The organism is Flavobacteriales bacterium, from assembly GCA_016715895.1.
Classification (GTDB): domain Bacteria; phylum Bacteroidota; class Bacteroidia; order Flavobacteriales_F; family PHOS-HE28; genus PHOS-HE28.
The window spans coordinates 946,295-965,963 of sequence record JADJXH010000004.1 but is presented as its reverse complement, the minus strand read 5'-3'; the positions used below and the strand labels follow the sequence as shown (position 1 = coordinate 965,963).

At 67.5% G+C, this 19,669-nt stretch carries 4 protein-coding genes; all 4 read right to left on the bottom strand.

Annotated elements, in window-relative coordinates:
* Nucleotide 1: 1 nt before the first annotated feature.
* The 4 genes from IPM49_12730 to IPM49_12715 all read right to left on the bottom strand — a co-directional run bounded on the left by IPM49_12730 (nucleotide 2) and on the right by IPM49_12715 (nucleotide 19,663).
* Nucleotides 2–934, bottom strand: coding sequence for a type IX secretion system membrane protein PorP/SprF (locus IPM49_12730; GenBank protein ID MBK9275386.1), 933 nt, complete (start codon nucleotides 932–934; stop codon nucleotides 2–4).
* Complete coding sequence (locus IPM49_12725; protein ID MBK9275385.1) at nucleotides 931–9,207, bottom strand: gliding motility-associated C-terminal domain-containing protein; 8,277 nt, start codon at nucleotides 9,205–9,207, stop codon at nucleotides 931–933. The genes IPM49_12730 and IPM49_12725 overlap by 4 nt, the downstream gene beginning before the upstream one ends.
* A 123-nt stretch (nucleotides 9,208–9,330) precedes the next feature.
* Complete coding sequence (locus tag IPM49_12720) at nucleotides 9,331–10,275, bottom strand: type IX secretion system membrane protein PorP/SprF (protein MBK9275384.1); 945 nt, start codon at nucleotides 10,273–10,275, stop codon at nucleotides 9,331–9,333.
* A 4-nt stretch (nucleotides 10,276–10,279) separates the two neighbouring features.
* Nucleotides 10,280–19,663, bottom strand: a complete 9,384-nt coding sequence (locus tag IPM49_12715) for a gliding motility-associated C-terminal domain-containing protein (GenBank protein MBK9275383.1) — start codon at nucleotides 19,661–19,663, stop codon at nucleotides 10,280–10,282.
* Nucleotides 19,664–19,669 lie beyond the last annotated feature (6 nt).

The following is a 19,669-nucleotide window of genomic DNA, read 5'->3' as shown; positions in this document are numbered from 1 at the left end:
ATCAGAAGTAGCGTGGCGAGATCGTCCGCCCCTTGGTGAACTTCAGGTCGTAGCTCAGCATCACCTCGTGCGTGCCGGCGTTGTAGGCGCCCACGCGCGTGGTGGTGAGGTCGAAGGCGTAGCCCGCCCGGAACTGCTCGTTGAACTGGTATTGCGCCATCACGCCGAAGGCGTTGCCCACACGGTACATGCCGCCCAGCCAGATGCGCTCACGCAGCAGCAGGTTGAGATTCACATCCAGCGACAGCGGCGCACCGGCCACCGCGCGCAGCATCACCGAAGGCTTCAGCTTCAGGTCGCGACCCAGGTCGAACACCGCCCCGCCCAGCAGGAAATAGTGGCGGTCCTCCTGCGCGGTGGCGACCACCGCGCTCTGGGCCTCGGTCAACTGGTTCTCCAACAGCTTGGGGGCGGAAAGGCCCACGTACCACCGCGGCGCGTGCCAGAACAGCCCGAAGCCGAAGTTGGGCAGTGCCTTGCTGCTGATGCTCGCCGCAGACGGGTCCACCTCCACGGTGCTCAAGCCCGCGAGGTCGGCCTGGAAGAGGTTCACCCCGCCTTTCAGGCCGAAGGCCAGGCGCGAGCGCTCGCCGGTGCGGATGCGGTAGGCCACGTCCACGAAGGCGCCGGTCTGCCGCGCCGGACCCACACGATCGTGCAGGACCGTGCCGCCCAGGGACAGGCCGTTCACCGGAAGCGGCGAATGCAGCGTCAGGGTCTGCGTGCTGGGCGCCCCCTCGAAACCCACCCACTGGTGGCGCGTCAGGGCCATGATCGTGAACACGTCCGCACTGCCCGCATACCCCGGATTGAAGGCCAGCGTGTTGAACATGTACTGGCTGTACAGCGGGTCCTGCTGCGCACGCGCACGGGCGGACACCGCTCCCAGCAGGAACAGCACGAACAGGGCGCGGGTGATCGGGCGGCGTTTCATCGGTTCAGATAGACGTAGCCCTTCAGGGGTTCACGACCGCCGCCCAGCTCGATGACGTAGTAGTACGTGCCGCTCGGCAGCTGGCCGGAGAGCCCGGCCCGTTGCGAGGTGCCATCCCACACCACCGTCCTGTTGTCGTACCCGGCGGCGCTGTAAACCTCGTCGCCCCAGCGGTTGAAGATCGCGACCGTGTTCTCCGGCCAGCCCTCGATGCCCGGGAGCTGGAAGGTCTCGTTCACGCCGTCCCCGTTCGGGGAGAACAGCCCCGGCACGAACACATCGTCCTCGAAGGCGCAGGGGCTCACCCCCTCCAGCAGGCGCGGTGCACAGCCGTTGGCATCGGTCACCGTACAGGCGAAGCCCTGGCTCGTGAGGATGGGGGCGCTGGTGAACACGAAGGGCGCCGTGATGGACAATGTGCCATCGAGGCCGGTGATGCTGTAGCTGGCCGCATCGCCACCGCTGATGGTGAACTGCACGATGTAGGTGCGGTCCTCCTCATTGCAGATCCGCGTCAGGTCCGTCACGGTCACACCCTCCTGGAGCGTCACGGTGACCGTGGCCTGCGCCGCCGCGCAACCGGGCACCTGCACGGTGTACCGGAACCCGTAGGTGCCCGGGCCCAGCAGGGTGGTGTTCAGCGTGGCACCCGCCACCGCGCCGCTGGAATTGAGCTCCGTCCACGAACCGCCCACCAGCGGTTCGCCGGCCAGGGCCGCAAAGAGGTCGTAGGCATCATCCGTGTTGCACAGCGTGACGCTGCTGTCAGCCCCCGCGCTGGCAGGCTGGTTCACGGTGATGCTCACCGTGGCGGTGGCGTTGGTGCATGGTGCGATCCCCTGGACGGTGTACGTGTAGGTGCCCGGCACATCGGTCGCCGTCTCGAACGACCCGTCGTGCGCGGCTCCCAGGGGGTTGGTCCAGCTGCCGCCCGGCTCCGGCGTTCCGGTCAGGGCGTCGAACAGGTCCACCGTGCCGGCGTTCGCACAGGTCTGCACGGTGCCGTTGCCTCCTGCATCTGGGGCCGGCGCCACGTGGATGATGATGCCGACCGACACCAGGCCGCAGGCCACGGTCTGCACCTCGTAGGTAAAGGGATAATTGACCCCGGCGGGCAGCTGATCGGCGTTGAGCACCGACCCGTTGAGCTGGCCCGTACCCGAACCGTCCGTCCATGTCCCCGTCTGCACCGTGCCGACCGGCAAGGAGTTGAACAGGTCGTATGGCACGTTGCCGCAGATGGTATCGATGGTGCCCGTGCCGATGTCAATCCCCGCGGAGACCTCCACGGTGACCGTGGTCTGGTCGCTTGGGCAGGGGCTGATCCCCGGCACGGTGTACACGAAGGTGTAGGTGCCCAGACCCACCACGGTGGCGTCGAACAGGCTGTCCGTGAGAGCGCCCGTGCCGCCGGGATCGGACCATACGCCCCCGCTGTCATAGGGTCCTTGCAGGCCCTCGAACAGGTCCTGCGCTGTTTCTGTCACGCACACGGGCAAGGTGAGGCCGGTGCCCGCCTGTGGTTCGGGCACTTCGTTCACCACCAGGATGGCGGTGTCGCCCACACAAGCTCCTACACTATCCTTCACATACACATACGCACCAGGGTCATCTACAGCGGGGTCGTAGGTGCTCGATCCATGCGGCAACCCATCAGGATCCAACCAGGTCCCAAGAGGATCCGGGTTTCCGCCCAACTGTCCATTCATCACGAACGACGCCTGCGAGGAACAGATGGTGACGGCATTGTCAAATCCAGCGTTCACCGCCTGGTTCTCGGTGATGTTCACCGTGGCCTGATCGGGGAAGCAGAACAGCGAGCCCTGCACATTGTACACGTAAAGTCCAGCGTTATGGATGTTCGGGTTATACACTCCGCTGTAGGGCACATTACCCGGCGCCAGCCAGGCGCCATCCGTATCCGCACCCGGCAGCAGGGAGATGAGAGCCACCAGACCACCGTTGCTGCACACGCTGAGGCTGGTGTCGGGGCCGGCGTACGGCGCGGCCTCCACCACCATGGTCACCGTGGCCTGGGCCTGCGGACAGTTGCCGATCGCGGGCACCGTGTAGGTGTACACCCCGGAAGTGTCCACGGCGGGGTCGAACTGGCCGCTGTGCGCCTGGCCACCCGGGCCCGTCCAGGTGCCGTTCGCATCAGGGCTGCATCCGTTGCTGAGGAACTGGATCAACAGGAAGGGGTTGGCGTTGCTGCATACCGTCTGGCCGCTTGAGCAGCCCGCATTGGGGCCCTCCAACACGTTGACCACCAACCGGGCCGTATCCCCTTCGCACGCTGCGGAAGGGGCCAGGATGTAGTCGAACGGCCATTGGCCCACTCCGGCCAGCGACGCGTTGAACACCCCGTTGAGCATCGCTCCCGATCCGCCGACGTCCACCCACGTACCGCCTGACTGGGGTGTGCCTTGCAGGAGGTTGAAGAGCGGCACGAGGCTTTCGCTCTCGCACACATCGGCCGCGCTGTCGTCGCCGGCATCCAGGCCCTGTACCACCTGCGCGGTGACGGTGGCCGTGGCGGCCGTGCACGGACTTGTCCCGGCCACGGAATAGGTGAACTCGTAGTTGCCCGTAGGGACACCGGTGGCGTTCCACGTGCCGCCGGTGAGAACACCTTGACCGCTGATGTTGGTCCAGATACCACCGGGGTCCTCTCCGTTCAACGCGGTCGACAGGTCCACCGCGCTCGCCTCCACGCAGACGGCCAGCGAACCTGCCTGTCCCGCGTTCGGGGCGGGCACGAGGGTGATCTGCACCGTGGCGCTCACCGTGGCACAGGGCGCCGCGGCCGGAATGGTGTACACGTAAGCGCCAGGTGGATCGCTGGCCGGATCGAAGTTGCCCGTCGGTACCGGACCGTTCGGGCCGCTCCATGCACCACCTGTATCGGGCGTTCCGTTCAGCAGGGTGGACAAGGCCACCACCGGGCCGTTGCTGCACAGCGCACGCGCCGCGTCCACCCCGGGGAAGGGCTGCTCGCTCTCGAAGATGGTGACCTTGGCCGTGTCGTTCACGCACGGCGCATCACCGAAGAGGATGTAGCTGTAGGTGCCTTCGATGGAGATGCCGGGCACGTAGGTGCCGGAGAAGGGCCCGTTGTTGGGATCGCGCCAGGTGCCACCGGTCTCAGGCCCCCCTTGCAGGAGCGGGAACAGGGGGAAGGAGGGTTCGGTGCTGCACACTTCGTCCACGCCATCGATCCCGGCCCACGGCTGGTGGTTCTCGATCACGGTCACCGTGCTGGAATCATTGGGACAGGCCTGCACCCCACCGACGCGGTAGGTGTACACGCCCGGTGGGCTCGACCCCGGGAAATAGATGCCCACGACGGTGGCCCCGTTGGGATCGCGCCAGATGCCGTTGAGGTCCGGGCTACCCGTGAGCAGGCCGAGCAGACCGAAGGGATCCTCGTCGTCGCAGACGATCGTCACCCCGTTCCCGCCGGCATCAGGCGCGTCGTTCACCACCACCGTCACCCGTGCGGTGTCGTTCGCGCACGGCGACTGGGCGGTGCGGATGTACTTGTACACCCCCGCCACATCCAGGCTCGGCTGGAAAAGCCCGTTGTGCGGCTGGTCCAACGGGTTCAGCCAATTGCCGCCGGGCTGCGGATTGCCGGTGATCTGGTTGAACAGGTTGATCGTGGGGCCCGGTCGGCAGACCACGGTGGTCACATCATTGCCGGCGTTCACGCTGGCGCTCACCCCCACGGTGACCGTGGCGGAGATGGCCGGGCACGGTGGCGGGCCGCTTACGGTGTACACATACACCCCGGGCGGATCCTGACCGGGACAGAACACGCCATCGTCCACCCCGTTGGGGCCTGTCCACGTGCCGTTCGCGGCGGGTGTTCCGCCCAGCTGCGTGAACAGCGAGAAGCACGGTTGGGAGCTGCACACCGACCGGGTGACGCTCGTGCCCGGGCTCAGCGGAGCGCTCACGGAAACGATGACCACCGCCGAATCCGCCGGGCAGGGTGACACCCCGTTGACCTTGTACTTGTAGGCCCCGGGCGGGTCGTTCTGTGGATTGAAGACGCCCCCATGGAGCTGCCCGAGCGGGTTGGTCCACGTACCGGTGTTGTCCGCCCCGCCCAGCAAGGGGAACAGGTTCACCGAACCCCCGGTGGAACATGCGGTCGTGGAGGTGCTGTTGCCTGCGTTGGGGCGGGCGCTCACGAACACGCTGGCCACGGCACTGTCCGCTTCGCACGACCCACTGGCCGGCACCACGTAGGTGTAATCGCCCTCCGGGTCCACCTGCGGGTCGAAGAGCACATCGGTGGGCAGTCCGCCCGGATCGAGCCAGAAGCCGCTGCCATCCGGGGTTCCGGTCAACACCGTGCTCAGCAGGAAGGCCCCCGCATCATCGCACACCGTCACCTGGCCATCGCCACCCGCATCGGGCTCCAAGGTCTTGTTCACCGTCAGCACAGCGACGGCGTTGCTGCAAGGGAATGCCCCGGGTACCGTGTACACATAGGCCCCCGAAGGATCCACACCGGGGACGAACAGGTTCGCGTGCACCTGGTTGCCGGGGTCCGTCCATGTCCCCGTCAATTGCGGCGTCCCCCCCAGGCTGTCCGTCATCACGAACGGCGCATCGTTCTCGCACACGCTCACCGGGCGGCCCTGACCCGCGTTCGGCGGTGCCACCTCGTTCACCGTCACCGTGGCGATCGCGTCCAGGCAGGGCGGGTCGCCATCCACCCGGTACTCGTAGACCCCGGGCAGATCGACGACCGGGTTGTACGAGGGCGAGTGGGGCTGGCTGTTGTACGTCCAGGACCCGCCCGCGTCGGGCGTGCCGCCCAGTACACTGAACAACTGGAACGAACCGCCGTTCCCGCAGACCACCGTATCCGCGCTGATGCCCGCGTCCGGCGCACCCTCCACGTTCACCGTCATCACCGCTTGGTCGTCCGGGCAGAACCCACCGCCGTCCAGGAAATAGGTGAAGTCGTAGTTGCCCGGGGCTACCAGGGTGGCGTTGAACAGACCGTTGGTGAGCGCGTTCGTGTTGTCGTTGTCGATCCATACACCGCCGGGATCCGGCCCGCCGTTGAGGTGCGCGAAGAGGTCGTAGGCCGTCTCGTTGCCGCACACCTGCCGGAAGGTGTTGCTCCCGGCATCCAGCTGTGGCACGATGGTGATGGACACCTCGGCCGTATCGTTCGGGCACTGGCCCGAGCCTGGCACCACGTAGCGGAACAGGTAGACGTTGTTCGCAAGCCCGTTGGTCTGGAGCACACTGCCGGTCAACTGGCCCGTGGTGTTCACATCCAGCCAGTTCCCACCCGCACTATACGGTGGCTGCAGCAGCGTGAAGAGATCGATCGCACCGGAGTTCGTACAGACCGTCTCCGCGCCGTCGCCACCGGCGGTGGGGGCGTTGTTCACCACCACGGTGACGATCGCGGAGGCCGACGAACAGGGCGCGGTGCCCGCCACCGTGTATGTGTATTGGCCGGCGGGGCTGGTGCCCGGGGTGAAGGTGCCGTTCATCGCGCCTCCCGGCCCGCTCCAGGATCCGCCCGGTGCCGGCGTGCCGGTGAGCGAACCGAAGAGGTCGAAGGCAGGGGCGTTGCTGCAGACCGTGACCGTGTTATTGCCACCGGCGTTCGGCGGGGTCGCCTCCTGCACGATCACCGACGCGGCGGCGTTGGCGCAGGGCGGGACCCCAGCCACGGTGTAGGTATACACATCGGGCACATCCGTCACCGGGTCGTAGATGGGGCCGTGCGGATCGGTGCCGGGGCCGGTCCAGGTCCCGTTGGCATCAAAGGGCCCGACGAGCACCAGGCTCAGCGCGAAGGAGGATCCGTTCCCGCATACCAAAGTGTCCCCGTTGATCCCCGCATTGGGCGCCTGTTGCACGTTCACGGTGGCGAAGGCCGTGTCGTTCACGCACGGGGCCGTGCCGGTGACCACGTAGCGATACACACCCGGCGGGTTCTGGCCCGGCACGAAGTTGCCCGACGGCACCACCACCCCGTTCGGATCGGTCCAGGTGCCGGTGGTCATGGGCGCGCCGCCGAGCACCGAGATCAGCGGGAAGCTCCCCGTGTTCGAACACACGGTGGTACTGCCGTCATTACCAGCGTGAGGGGCGATCCGTCGGGTTATCTGTACCGTTGCGACCGCGTCCAGGCACGGCGGAGCGCCCGCCACCGTGTAGGTGTACGTGCCGCCGACATCGGTGGCCGGGTCGTACTGACCCGGGTGCGGCTGGCTCCCGGGATCGGTCCATGTTCCACCGGCATCCGCTCCGCCCAACAGGGCGAAGAGGTCCACGACCGGATCATCACTGCACACGGTGAGGGCCGCACTTGTCCCAGCGTTCGGCGCCGTGGTCTGGTCCACGTCCACCGTGGTGATGGCGTCGGCACAGGGAGCGATGCCGGTCACCGTGTAGGTGTAGAGTCCGGGTGGCGAGGTGCCGGGCACGTAGCTGCCGGAAGGCACGGCAGCGCTATTGGGGTCCGTCCAGCTACCGTTCACCGCCGGCGATCCGCCCAGGCTGTCGACCAGGTCGAAGGCCCCATCGGTGCTGCAGACCAAGGCGGAGCCTGAACTGCCTGCATTCGGAGCTGGGGTCACAGTGATGGTCACCGTGGAACTGGCATCCGCGCATGGCACCAGGCCCAGCACCGTGTAGGTGTAGATCCCGGGATCATCGGCGCCGGGGTCAAAGGTCCCCGAGAAGGGGTCCCCGTCGGGGTCCGTCCAGCTGCCCCCGGGATCGGGAGCGCCCCCCAGCTCACCGAAGAGCTGAACAACCGCGTCGGTGGAACAGAGCAGCAGGGTGGCATTGGTGCCCGCATCCGGTGCGATCACCAGTTGAACAGTGACCGTGGCCACGGCCGGGTCGCAGGGCGATTGGCCGGTCACCGTGTACGTGTAGGTGCCCGGGGGGCTCGTGCCCGGAATGAACGTGCCATTGAACGCCGCACTGTTCGGGTCGGTCCACGAACCGGTTAGGTCCGGCGATCCGCCCAAAGAGTCCACCAGGGCGAAGGAACCCCGCGTGCTGCACACCACGACCGTGCGGTCGGTGCCGGCGTCCGGAGCCTGCCGGATGGTGATGGTGAGCTGGGCCGAAGCGCTCGAGCACGGAGCGATGCCGGTCACCGTGTAGGTCCAAACCCCTGCCGGCCCCACGGCGGGATCGAACAGATCGCCGGGGATCGGACCACCCGGGCCCACCCACTGACCTCCGGGGTCCGGTGTTCCGTTCAGCTGTGCCGTGAGCCCGAAGGGGGCATCGTCGCTGCACACGGTGATGCTTCGGTCCCCGCCGGCATCCGGGGCGGTCTGTTCGCTCACCGTCACCGTCGCCGTCGCACCCACGCACGGAGGGATGCCCGGGATGGTGTAGGTGTAGACCCCGGCCTGGGACACGCCTGGGGTGTAGGTCGGCGGGTGCGGACCGCCCGGCCCGGCCCAACTGCCACCCGCGTCGGCGTCAGGTCCGAGCAGCGCGAACAAGCTGAACGGGGCATCATCGCTGCACACCCCAATGCTGGTGCTCGAACCAGCGTCCGGTTGCGTGTTCACCGTGACGGTCACCGTCGCGGTGGCCACCGGGCAGCCGCCACCCGCGTTCACCGTGTAGGTGTACGCCCCTGGTGCGTCCGTGCCGGGATCGAAGGTGGCTCCGTGTGGGGCGCTGCCCGGGTCCGTCCACGCGCCACCCGCATCCGGTGTGCCGCCTAAGGCGGCGAACAGGTCCAACGGGGCGTCCGTATCGCAGACGGTGCCCCCCGTGGACGTGCCCGCATCTGGAGCAGGCCCGATGGTGGCCGACCATCCCGGGAAGGTGTTGGCCGCGTCGCTCACCCACCGGAACGTCAGGCAGCCCGTCGGGCCGGTGGCCGTGATGGTCTGGCCATTGAGCGGGTTGGACCCATTGCCCGTGACCAACAGCGGATCGGCCGTGCTGGTGCCATCGTGGATGAAGAGCTGATCGGTGGCGCCGGGCTCGACCGCCCAGGCCGTGAAGGTCACCGAAACGTTGGAGCCCGCCCCCGCCCCGTTGGTGGGGCACAAGGTGGCCGTGAGGTCCTCGCTGTTCCCATAGGCCCCACCGGCACCGCCGCTATCCAGGAATTCCCCGCTGCAGGCCTGCCAGCTGGCATTGCCCATGATGAAGGTCTGGGCCGCCAATGGCGTAGCCGCGAGCATGGCCGCCACGAGGGCCGCTCCACACAAGCGGATCGGTCCGGGGACCGTGTCTGGGCTCACGTTCGGGCGCAAGGGGGTGCAAGGTAGCCAAAACAGCCCTTGGAACGCTAGTCCGGCGCGGGTTTTCGCCGGGCCGAAGCGCTTCACCGATGAGGGGTGAGGCGCCGTGGACGTGTCAGCGACCGACGACACGCATCAGGGCGTCGGTGCGGTCACGGAGGGCTCGTTGGTGGCCTTGGCCCGCGCGGCCGGTCTGTCCTTCCCGAAGGTGATGGCCAACATCACCTCATGCGTGCCTTGACTGTAACGGCTCAAGCCCGTGGTGGTCAGGTCGAACGAATACCCGAACTGGAACATCTTCTTCAGCCAGCAACCCACCATCAGGGGAATGGCGTCGTTGGACCGCCAGCCCCCTCCGATCCACAGGATGTCCTTGTAGTTCAGGGTGAGGTTCAGGTCCACCTTCGGCGGCACCGGGCTCACGTACTTCACCAGGAAGCTGGGCTCCAGGCGCAGGTCCTCGGAGAAGCGGATGCGGTATCCACCGGTGGCGAAGTAGTGCCGCTCCAATCGGCTCAGGGTCTCCTCCTGCTCATCGAAGAAGTAGATGCGGTTGTTGAACAGTTGCGGGGCCGTGGCGCCGAACCAGTAGTTGGGATGGTGCAACAGGAAGGCGAACGTGGCGTCCGGAACCACCTCGCCCCGCAGCTGATCGTCCATCACGGGATCGCTGCCGTCATGGAAGGTGATCTTGGATCCGTCGATGAGGAACTGCACCAGCCCGCCGCTCAGCGAAAGGCCCAGGCGCAGCTTCTCGGTGAGCTGGAGGTGGTAGGCATAGGTGAGCTGGAAGCCCGTGCGCCGCGTGGGGCCCACGTTGTCCGTGAACAGGAATCCGCCCAACCCCATCTTGCGGCCCACCGGCGTGGTGGCGCTCAGCATGAAGGTGCGCGGCGCATCCTGGACCCCGACCCATTGATAGCGGTGCGCACTGCGCAGCTCGAACCAGGGCCGCGAACCCGCCACGGACGGGTTGTACAGGTAGTCCTGGCTCACGTACTGGCTGAGCTGCGGCAGTTGTTGTGCGGCCGCCGTGCCGGCGACCATCAGCAGCGGAAGGACTTGGTGGCGCAGGTTCATGGCTTCAGCGGATGACGGTCAGCGGACCGGTATAGGGTTCGGGGAAATCCGGGTGGTTGAGGCGGATGGCGTAGTAGTAGGTGCCCACCGGCACCAGACCACCGCTGTACCGGCCGTCCCAGGGCTCCTTGTAGCCCACGCTCTGGAAGAGCAGCTCGCCCCACCGGCTGTACACCTCCACCTCACACTCGGGGAACATGTCGATCAGGTCGATCTGCCAGACATCGTTCCACCCGTCGCCGTTCGGCGTGAATCCGGAGGGGATCACCACCTCGGGCACCACGGTCACCAGCACCGAATCCACCGCGGAACAGCCATCCGGTGTGGTCACCGTAAGGACGAACCAGGTGGTCTCCAGCGGGGTGGCCAAGGGGTTGGCGGAGGTGGGATCGTCCAGCAGCGAATCCGGCTGCCAGCTGAAGGTGGAGCCTTGCGGGCCGCTGGGGTCGTCGCCCAGCTCGGTCTGCGCGTTCAGGAAGATGGTGCGGTCGGGACCGGCATCGGCGAACGGTGTGGCCCAGATCACCACGGTCACCTGGTCCTGCGCCGAGCACGGTCCGTCCGTCACGGTCAGCGTGTAGGTGAGGGTGTCGGGGCTCAGGCCCGTGAGCGTCAGCACCGGTTGTGTGCCGACGATAGTGCCCTGCCCATCGGTCCATTGCCAGCTCGATCCGCCTGTGCTCGCGCTGCCGTCCAGCACCACCACGGACCCGGAACAGAGCTGCTGATCGGCTCCCGCGTCGGCCGTCACCGTCACCAGCGCATCCACCTGAACGTTCGCGCTGGCGGTGCAGCCGTTGGCATCCGTCACCACCACGGTGTAGGGGCCGGGGAACAGTTGGTCGATGTCCTCCTGGATGCTGGAGAAGCCGCCTGGTCCGGCCCACAGCACGGTGTAGCCGCCCACCCCGCCGGCGATGGTGATATCAATGGACCCGTCGGAGGCCGTGTTGCAGCTGGCCGGTACGGTGGCATCCACCGTCACCTGCACCGGTGAGGGCTCCTGGATGGTGTATGTGACCGTGGTGTCGCAACCGATGCCGTCGGCGATCGTCACCGACCACGCGCCGGGACAGAGCCCGGTGGCCGCGGCACCGCCCTGGCCGTTCGGCGGCACGGGCGACCATGTGAACGTGTAGTTGCCGAAGCCGCCTGTCGGCGCCACGGTGATGGTGCCGTCGCAGACCCCATTGCACAGCACATCGGTCACCACCTCATTGGGTACGATGGGCGCAAAGGGCAGGATGGTGAACGCCACGGTGGTGTCGCAGCCCTGGCTGTCGGCGATCGTCACCGTCCAGTTGCCCGGGCAGAGGCCGGTGGCGTTCGGGGTGCCCTGACCGCCGCCCGGCTGCGGTTGCCAGAGGTAGGTGAACCCGCCTGTGCCGCCGGTCGGGCTTACGCTCGCCGTGCCATCGCAGGGCCCGAAGCAGGTCTCGTTCGTGAACAGCAGATCGGCATCAATGGCCGCACCCTGTCCGATCGTAAAGGGCAATGCGACGATACACCCGTTCGCATCCGTGGCCGTCAGCGTGTAGTCCCCCGCGCACAACCCGTCGATGAAGGTGGTGTCCTGCGCCAGGATCACCCCACCGGCATCGGTCCACGTCACGCTGTATGGCGGAACACCGCCGGTCAGTGCGGCGGTCGCCGTACCTGCACAGTCTCCGAAACAGAGGTTGTCCGTGATGCTGAGCTGTGCTTCGAAGAGCGGCGGATCCACCACCGTGAAGGTGAGCGTGGTATCGCAACCGTTCAGGTCGGTGATCAGCACGGCGTAACTGCCTGCACACAGTGAGAACGCCGCGTTGGTGCCGTCGCCGTTCGGCGGATCGGGCGTCCAATCAAAGGTGTAGCCCGGCGTGCCGCCCGCCACCGTGAGCACGATGCTGGCATCGCAGGCGCCGTTGCAGGTCACCGGTTCCTCAACCGCGGTGATCGTGAACGGCTGGGGCTCCAGGATGAGCACCGCCACGGAGATGCTGCAGCCGCTGGCATCGGTGATGGTGACGTCGTAGGTGCCCGCGCACAGGTCGGTCACTTGCGGCGTGCCGTCCCCATTGATCGGGTCGGGCGACCAATCGATGACGTACGGACCGACGCCCCCACTGATGCCCACGGTGGCCGTTCCGTCGCACAGGCCCGCACAGGTCACGGGCGTGGTGCTCAGCTGGGCCACGATGGGATCGGGTTCCGCCACCACGGCCGTGTCGATCGTGATGCAGCCCGAAGCGTTGGTGACCACGATGAAGTACGATCCCGCGCAAAGGCTGTCCAGGCTTATTCCCGGTTCGTTGAGGTCGTTGCCAAGAGCATCCGTCCACGCCGACGTGCACGGGGGATCGGCACAGACGAAGGAGGCCGACACCTCGCCATCGCATTCACCTGGACAACTGGTGATCCCGTCGGTGGTGGTCACCACCTCACCATTGCTGTCGGTGATGGGCACCAACAGGGCGGCCAGGCAGCCATTGGCATCCTGTACCGTGGCCGTGTACAGCCCCGCGCAGAGGTTCGTCACCACACTATCCGCACCCAGCGGGGCTCCATTGAGCGTCCACGCGATCGTGTACGACGGCGTTCCTCCCGCGACCTCCACCTCGGCCGCGCCGACGCAAAGACCGCACTCGCTCGGCGTCGCGTTCGCTGTCAGCACCAGCGGTGGCGGCTCGGCGATGGTGTACGTGACCAGCGTGTCACACCCGTTGGCATCGGTGATCAGCAGGTCGTAGCTGCCCGCGCACAGGCCGAAGGCGGCGTTGGTGCCGTCGCCGTTCGCGGGAACCGGGGTCCACTCATAGGTGTAGGCACCCGTTCCACCCTGCACGGTGACCACGATGCTTCCATTGCACTGGGCCTCGCAGGAGGCATCCTCGAGCACGGCCGAAACGGACAGCGGCTGCGGTTCCAGGATCAACACGTTCACGAGCGTATCGCAACCCGTTCCCTGATCCGTGATCTGGACGGTGTACACGCCGGCGCAGAGCCCGCTCGCCTGCGGGCCACCGTCACCCGTGATCGGATCGGGCGCCCAATCGAACGCATAAGGGCCGATGCCACCGGTGGGGCCCACCGTGGCCGTGCCATCGCAAGCCCCCGCGCAGCTCACCGGTGTGGTGGACAAGCCGGGGATCACGGCCGTGCCCGGCGCGACCAACGCCGTATCGATGCTGATGCAGCCCGCGCCGTTCTCCACCGCCACGAAATAGCTGCCGGTACAGAGGCCCGGGAGAACGTTGATGTTCTGGGCCAGCGTATCGCCCAGCGTGTTCGTCCACGTCACCGTGCACGGCGGCAATGAACAGGTGAACTGCACGCTCACTTCACCATCGCAGGTGTTGCCGCAGGTGGTGCTTCCGTCCACGACCGTGAGCACCTCGCCGTTGGCATCGGTGACCGGCACCACGAGGCTCGCGCTGCATCCTCCGGCATCCGTAACCGTCGCTGTATACAGACCGGCACAAAGGCCCGCCAGCACAGGCGCGCTGCCGACCGGCTGACCGTTGCCGTCCGTCCATTGTATGGTGTACCCCGGTGTTCCGCCCGCGATCACGACCTCCGCGGTGCCGTTGCACACCTGGCACTGGCTCGGCGTGCTGCTGCCGGTGAGCACCAGCGCAGGCGGTTCGACAATGGTGAACACCACCGTCGTATCGCAGCCGTTCGCGTCGGCGATGGTCACGGTCCAGTCACCGGGACAGAGTTCCAATGCGGAGGACGTACCCTGGCCGTTGGGCGGCGCCGGCTGCCACAGGTAGGTGTAGCCCGGTGTGCCTCCGGTCGGGCTCAGCACGATGCTCGCATCACAGCTGCCCGGACACCCTTCAGGGGTGACCACCGCCGCCGGATCGATCGGTGCGGGGGCCAGGATCAGCGCGCTCAGCTGCAGAGTGCATCCGCCCTGATCCGTGATCAACAGGTCATAGGCGCCTGCACAAAGGCCGGTCGCCTGCGGTCCGCCATCACCGCCGGGTGGGTCCGGTGTCCAATCGAACGTGTACGGAGGCTGACCACCCATGGGGCCCACGGTGGCGGTGCCATCGCAAGTGCCCGCGCAGGTCTCGGGCGTGGTGCTCAGGTTGGCCACGATCGGCGGCGGCGACGCCACCACGGCCGTGTCGATGCTGATGCAGCCCGAACCGTTGGTGACCTGAACGAGATAACTGCCCGCGCAGAGGTTGTTGGCGGTGTCCGTGGGTTGTCCGAGGTCCACGCCGAGCGCATCCGTCCACAGCACTGTGCAGGGCGGATCGCTGCACACGTATTGCACGCTCACCGACCCGTCACAACCGCCCGGGCAGCTGGTAAGCCCATCGGCGGTGGCCAGCACTTCGCCGTTGCTGTCGGTGATCGCCACCGGCAGGGAGAAGAGGCATCCGTTCGCGTCGCTCACCAGCACGGTGTAAAGCCCGGCGCACAGGTTCACCACGACGCTGTCCGTTCCGATGATCACCCCGCCCTGGCCCGTCCATTGGAAGCTGTACGGCGGTGTGCCACCCACGGGATCCACCTCGGCGGAGCCGATGCACTGCTGGCACTGGCTCGGCGTGGTGGTCAAGGTGGCGGTCAGCGGTAGCGGCTCATCCAGGATGAAGGTGGCCGTGGTGTCGCAGCCGTTGGCATCCGTTACCAGCACCGCATAACTGGCAGGGCAGAGGCCGAAGGCGCTGTTGGTGCCATCACCGTTCGGCGGGTCGGGCGTCCAGTCGAAGGAATAGCCCGGCGTACCGCCGCTCACGTTCAGCACGATGCTACCATCGCACTGGCCCGCACAGGTGATGGGCGAGACCGATGCGCCCAGGTCCAGGGCCTGCGGCCCGGTGATCAGCACCTGCACGGTGGTGTCGCAGTTGAAGAAATCGGCGATGGTCACCGTGTACACGCCCGCGCACAGCCCGGTGGCCTGCGGAGTACCCTGCCCTCCGCCCGGAGCGGGCGACCAGGTGTAGGTGTATGGCGCTTCACCGCCCGTGGGGCCCACCGTGGCCGAACCGTCGCAGATGCCCGCACAGCTCACCGGTGTGGTGCCCAGGTTGGGCACGATCGGCTGGAACGGAAGGATGGTATAGCTCTCGGTGGTGTCGCAGCCCAGCGCATCGGTGATGGTGAGGCTGTAGGTGACGCCCGCGCAGAGGCCAGTGGCGATGTTGGTGCCCTGACCACCGCCAGGCGCTGGTGTCCACAGGAAGGTGTACGGGGCCCCATTGCCGCCGGTGGGGAAGGCCGCCGCACTGCCGGTGCACGGGCCGTCACAGGTCTCATTGCCCCACTGCAGGCTCGACACGATGGGGGGCGGCTTCACCACGTTGAAGGTCACCGTGGTGTCGCATCCGTTCGCATCGGTCACCGTCAGGGCATACAGGCCATCGCACAAGCCTGTCACGCTGCCGGTACCCTGACCTGTACCAGGCGCGGGTGACCAGAAGAAGGTGTAGGGACCTGCTCCGCCGGTCGGTGTGGAGGTCGCCGACCCGCTGCAGGTCAGCGCACAAATGCCGTCCACCACCACCAGACCCACATCGATGGGTTGCTCCGGCAGGATGTCGAAGGTCAGGGTGGTGTCGCAGCCACCCGCATCGGTCACCGTCAGGGCATAGGTGCCCGCACAGAGACCTGTGGCGTTCGCGGTGCCCTGTCCACCGCCCGGTGCAGGGCTCCACACGTACTGATAGCCGGGCTGCCCGCCGCTCACGGACACGCTCGCCGTTCCATCGCACGGGCCATTGCAGGTCTCGTCGGTCACCGTGAGCTGAGCGTCCAACGCCGTGGGCGCAGGCACGTTGATCACCAGCACCGTGTCGCACTGCGCCTGATCACCGATCACCACGGTCCAGTCGCCAGGGCAGAGCCCGCTCACGTTCGCGGTCCCTGCACCCACCGGAGGGGCCGGTGTCCAGTCGAAGGTGTACGGCCCCACGCCACCGGTCACCGTGAGGTCGATGGCGCCATCGCACACGTCGGCACAGCTGGCCGGTGTCACCTGTGGGGTCGCCAGGATGCCGCTCGGTGTGCTGATCGTGAAATTGAGCGTGGTGTCGCAGCCGTTCGCATCGGCCACCACCAGCACGTAGGCACCGGGACAAAGCCCCGTCGCGTTCGGCGTGCCCTGACCGGCACCGGGCGCGGGTGTCCATACGTAGGAGTAGCCGGGGGTGCCACCGCCCGCCGTGGCCGTCGCCGTGCCGTCGCACGCACCACCGCAGCTCGCCGGTGTGGTCACCAGCTGCACATCCAGCGGAGCCGGCGCATCGATCGTGAACTGCAGGGTGGTGTCGCAACCCACCGCATCCGTCACCTGCAGCGTGTAGCTGCCCGCACAAAGTCCCGTGGCATCAGCGGTGCCCTGCCCACCGCCCGGCGCCGGTGTCCACAGGTAGGTGTAACCGGGAGTGCCCCCGCTCACCGCGGCCGTGGCGGATCCATCGCACTCATCGGCGCAACTGGCGTCCGTCGGTGTCAGTTGCACATCCAGCGACGGGGGGGCCTGCAGGTCGATCGTGAGCGTGGTATCACAGCCACCGGAGGTGATGGTGACGGTCCACACTCCTGCGCACAGGCCCGTGGCCTGCGGCTGTCCCTGCCCATTGGGCGGTTGCGGCGTCCACCCGTAGGTGTACACGCCAGTGCCTCCCGTGGGCGCGAGCGTGATGCTGCCATCGCAGGAACCCGCGCACACCGGCTCCACCACCACTTCGTTCGGAAGGATGGCCGAGGGCGCGTTCACCGTGAAAGCGATGGTGCTGTCGCAACCCAAGGCGTCGGTCACGGTCAACTGGTAGGGACCGGCGCACAGGCCGGTGACGTTCGGGCTGCCCTGGCCGGCACCGGGCGCCGGAGACCACAGGTAGGTGTACGTCGGGGTGCCGCCGGTGATGATCACCCCCACTTCACCATCGCATACACCCGGGCAGGACGCGTCCTGCACGTTGAGCGAGAACTGCAAGGGCACCGCATCAAGGATGGTGAACGGTACCGTGAACGTGCACCCGTTCGCATCGGTGATCAGCACGCTGTACGCGCCAGCGCACAGATCCGTCGCATCAGGAGTGCCCTGGCCTCCCCCGGGTGCGGGCGTCCACACATAGGTGTAGCCCGGTGTGCCACCGTTCACGGCCACGGAGGCCGTGCCATCGCACTGCCCGCCGCAGGTCACGTTCGTCTGCGCGGGTGTGGCATCCAGCGGCGGCGGTTCGGCGAGCACGAAGGCCAGCGTGGTGTCACAGCCGTTGGCGTCGGACACGGTCACGCTGTACGGGCCCGCGCACAAGGCCGTGATCCCAGGTCCGCCCTGTCCGTTGGACCAGGAGATGGTGTAACCGGGTGTGCCACCGCTCACCAGCACGGAGGCCTCCCCATCGCAGGCGCCCGAGCAGCTCACCGAGGTGGTGTCCAAGGACACGACAAGCGGCGGCGGCGCCGTGATGGCGAAGGCGATCAGGGTGTCGCAACCGGCCGCGTCCGCCACCAGCAGGGTGTAGTTGCCCGCACAGAGCCCGGTGACGTCCGGTGTGCCCTGGCCCGCGCCCGGGGCCGGGCTCCAGGTGTACGTGTAGCCGGGCGTGCCCCCGCTCACCACCACTCCGGCACTGCCGTCACAGGTGTTCGCACAGGTGGCGTTCACGGCGGACAATGTGGCCTGCAGCGGTGGCGGCGAAGCGATGAGGAAAGGCACAAGGGTGTCGCAGCCCGTTGTCTGATCGGTGATGAGCACCGTGCCGGGTCCGGCGCACAGGCCCGTGGCAGTTCCGGTGCCCTGCCCGCTTCCGGGTGCAGGCGTCCACAGGAAAGTGAACGGACCCGGCGCTCCGGATGGGGTGGCCGTGGCCGTTCCATCGCAGGCATCAGCGCAGGTGGCCGGCGTGATCACCAGGTTGGGCTCGATCGCCGGTGGCGCCACCAGGTCGAAGGTAATCAGCGTGTCGCAGCCGTTGGCATCCGCCACCAGCACGGTATAGGTGCCCGCACAAAGCCCGATCACCTGGGCGGTCCCGTCGCCCACCGGGCTGCCGGGCTGCCAGTCGTACGTGTAGCCCGGCGTGCCGCCCGTGACGGTGACCTCAGCGGTCCCGTCGCAGTCCCCGGCGCAGCTCGGCGGTGTGCTCTGCAGCGTGGCTTCGAGCGGAAGCAGGGTGATGGTGAAGGTGGTGTCGAAGACACAGCCGTTCGCATCGATGATCTCCAAGGAGTTGACGCCGGCGCAGAGCTGCGTCGGGTTCGGAACGGTCTCCGCTCCGTTGTTCCAGTCGTATTGGTAGCCGAAGCCGGTGCCACCACCGGGGAAGGTGATCGCGGTGCCGTTGCACACGTTCGCACAGGCCGGTGGGTTCAGGCCGAAGAAGACGACCCCCAGGGGCGGCGGAGGGGTCACCAGGACCGAGGCGAAGCAGCCCACGTTCTGGCCGAGGTCGGTGACGATCACGAGCTTGTTCCCGGCGCAGGTGTTCACCCACGGCAGCGCGGTGCCCGTGCCATTGGGGCCGCCCTGCCATTGGATGGCGAAAGGCCCGATGCCTCCCTGGATGGAGACGTTCACCGCCGCATCGCACACGCCATTGCAGCTCACCCCGAACCCGTTGAAGTCGCTGGTGACCACCGCGTTCACCTGGAAAGGGATCTGCCCGGTTCCGGTGCCACAGTTCACCGCCATCCGCATCAGGTCCTCCTGCCCCACGGCCGTACCGTCCCAGCGTCGGGCGGCACCGTTCACCAGCAGGGTGGTGGTGGGCTCCCAGGCCATCCGCCCCGCACCAGCACCCTCCAGCCGGTCCACAAGGACCATGGCGCCGGCGGCCTTCAACGCCCGCTCGGCGCGCGGCCCGACGACGAGCGCACCGGCGTTCAGCACCCCGCCGTTCAGCCGCAATTCGCCACGCTCCAACCGCACGGTATGCGCGGCATCGACCACCAGCGCGCTCAGCAGGTCCCAGCTGCCGGAACCGTCCAGCACCACATCGTTCGCCACCTCCACGCCGTGGAGATCAAGCACCGCATCACCGGCCCGGCCCGTGAGCCGCACACCGCCTTCCACGGCCATCCGCGCCTCTCCCGCCATCACCCAGCCGCCTGCGATCGTCACGCGTGCGCCCGGGCCTCCATGCACACGCACACGCGCGGCCCGCGCATCCACATGCAGCGAGCGGCAGGCCACCACCCCTTCCACACCCACCTCCACCTCCCCGTCCCCACCGATGCGCACCTCGGTGTCCTCATCCGGCACCCCCGCTCCACCCGCACCGTCCGGCGATGCGGACCACATGCGGGCATCGCTCCAGCGGCCCTCACCGCCGGTCCAATAGAGGACGTCCTGTGCACTGGCCACCGCCCCCATAAGAAGGAGCGTGAACAGCAGTGCCGGGCGGAAGAGCGTTCGGGGTCCGTGGTCCTTCATGGGGTC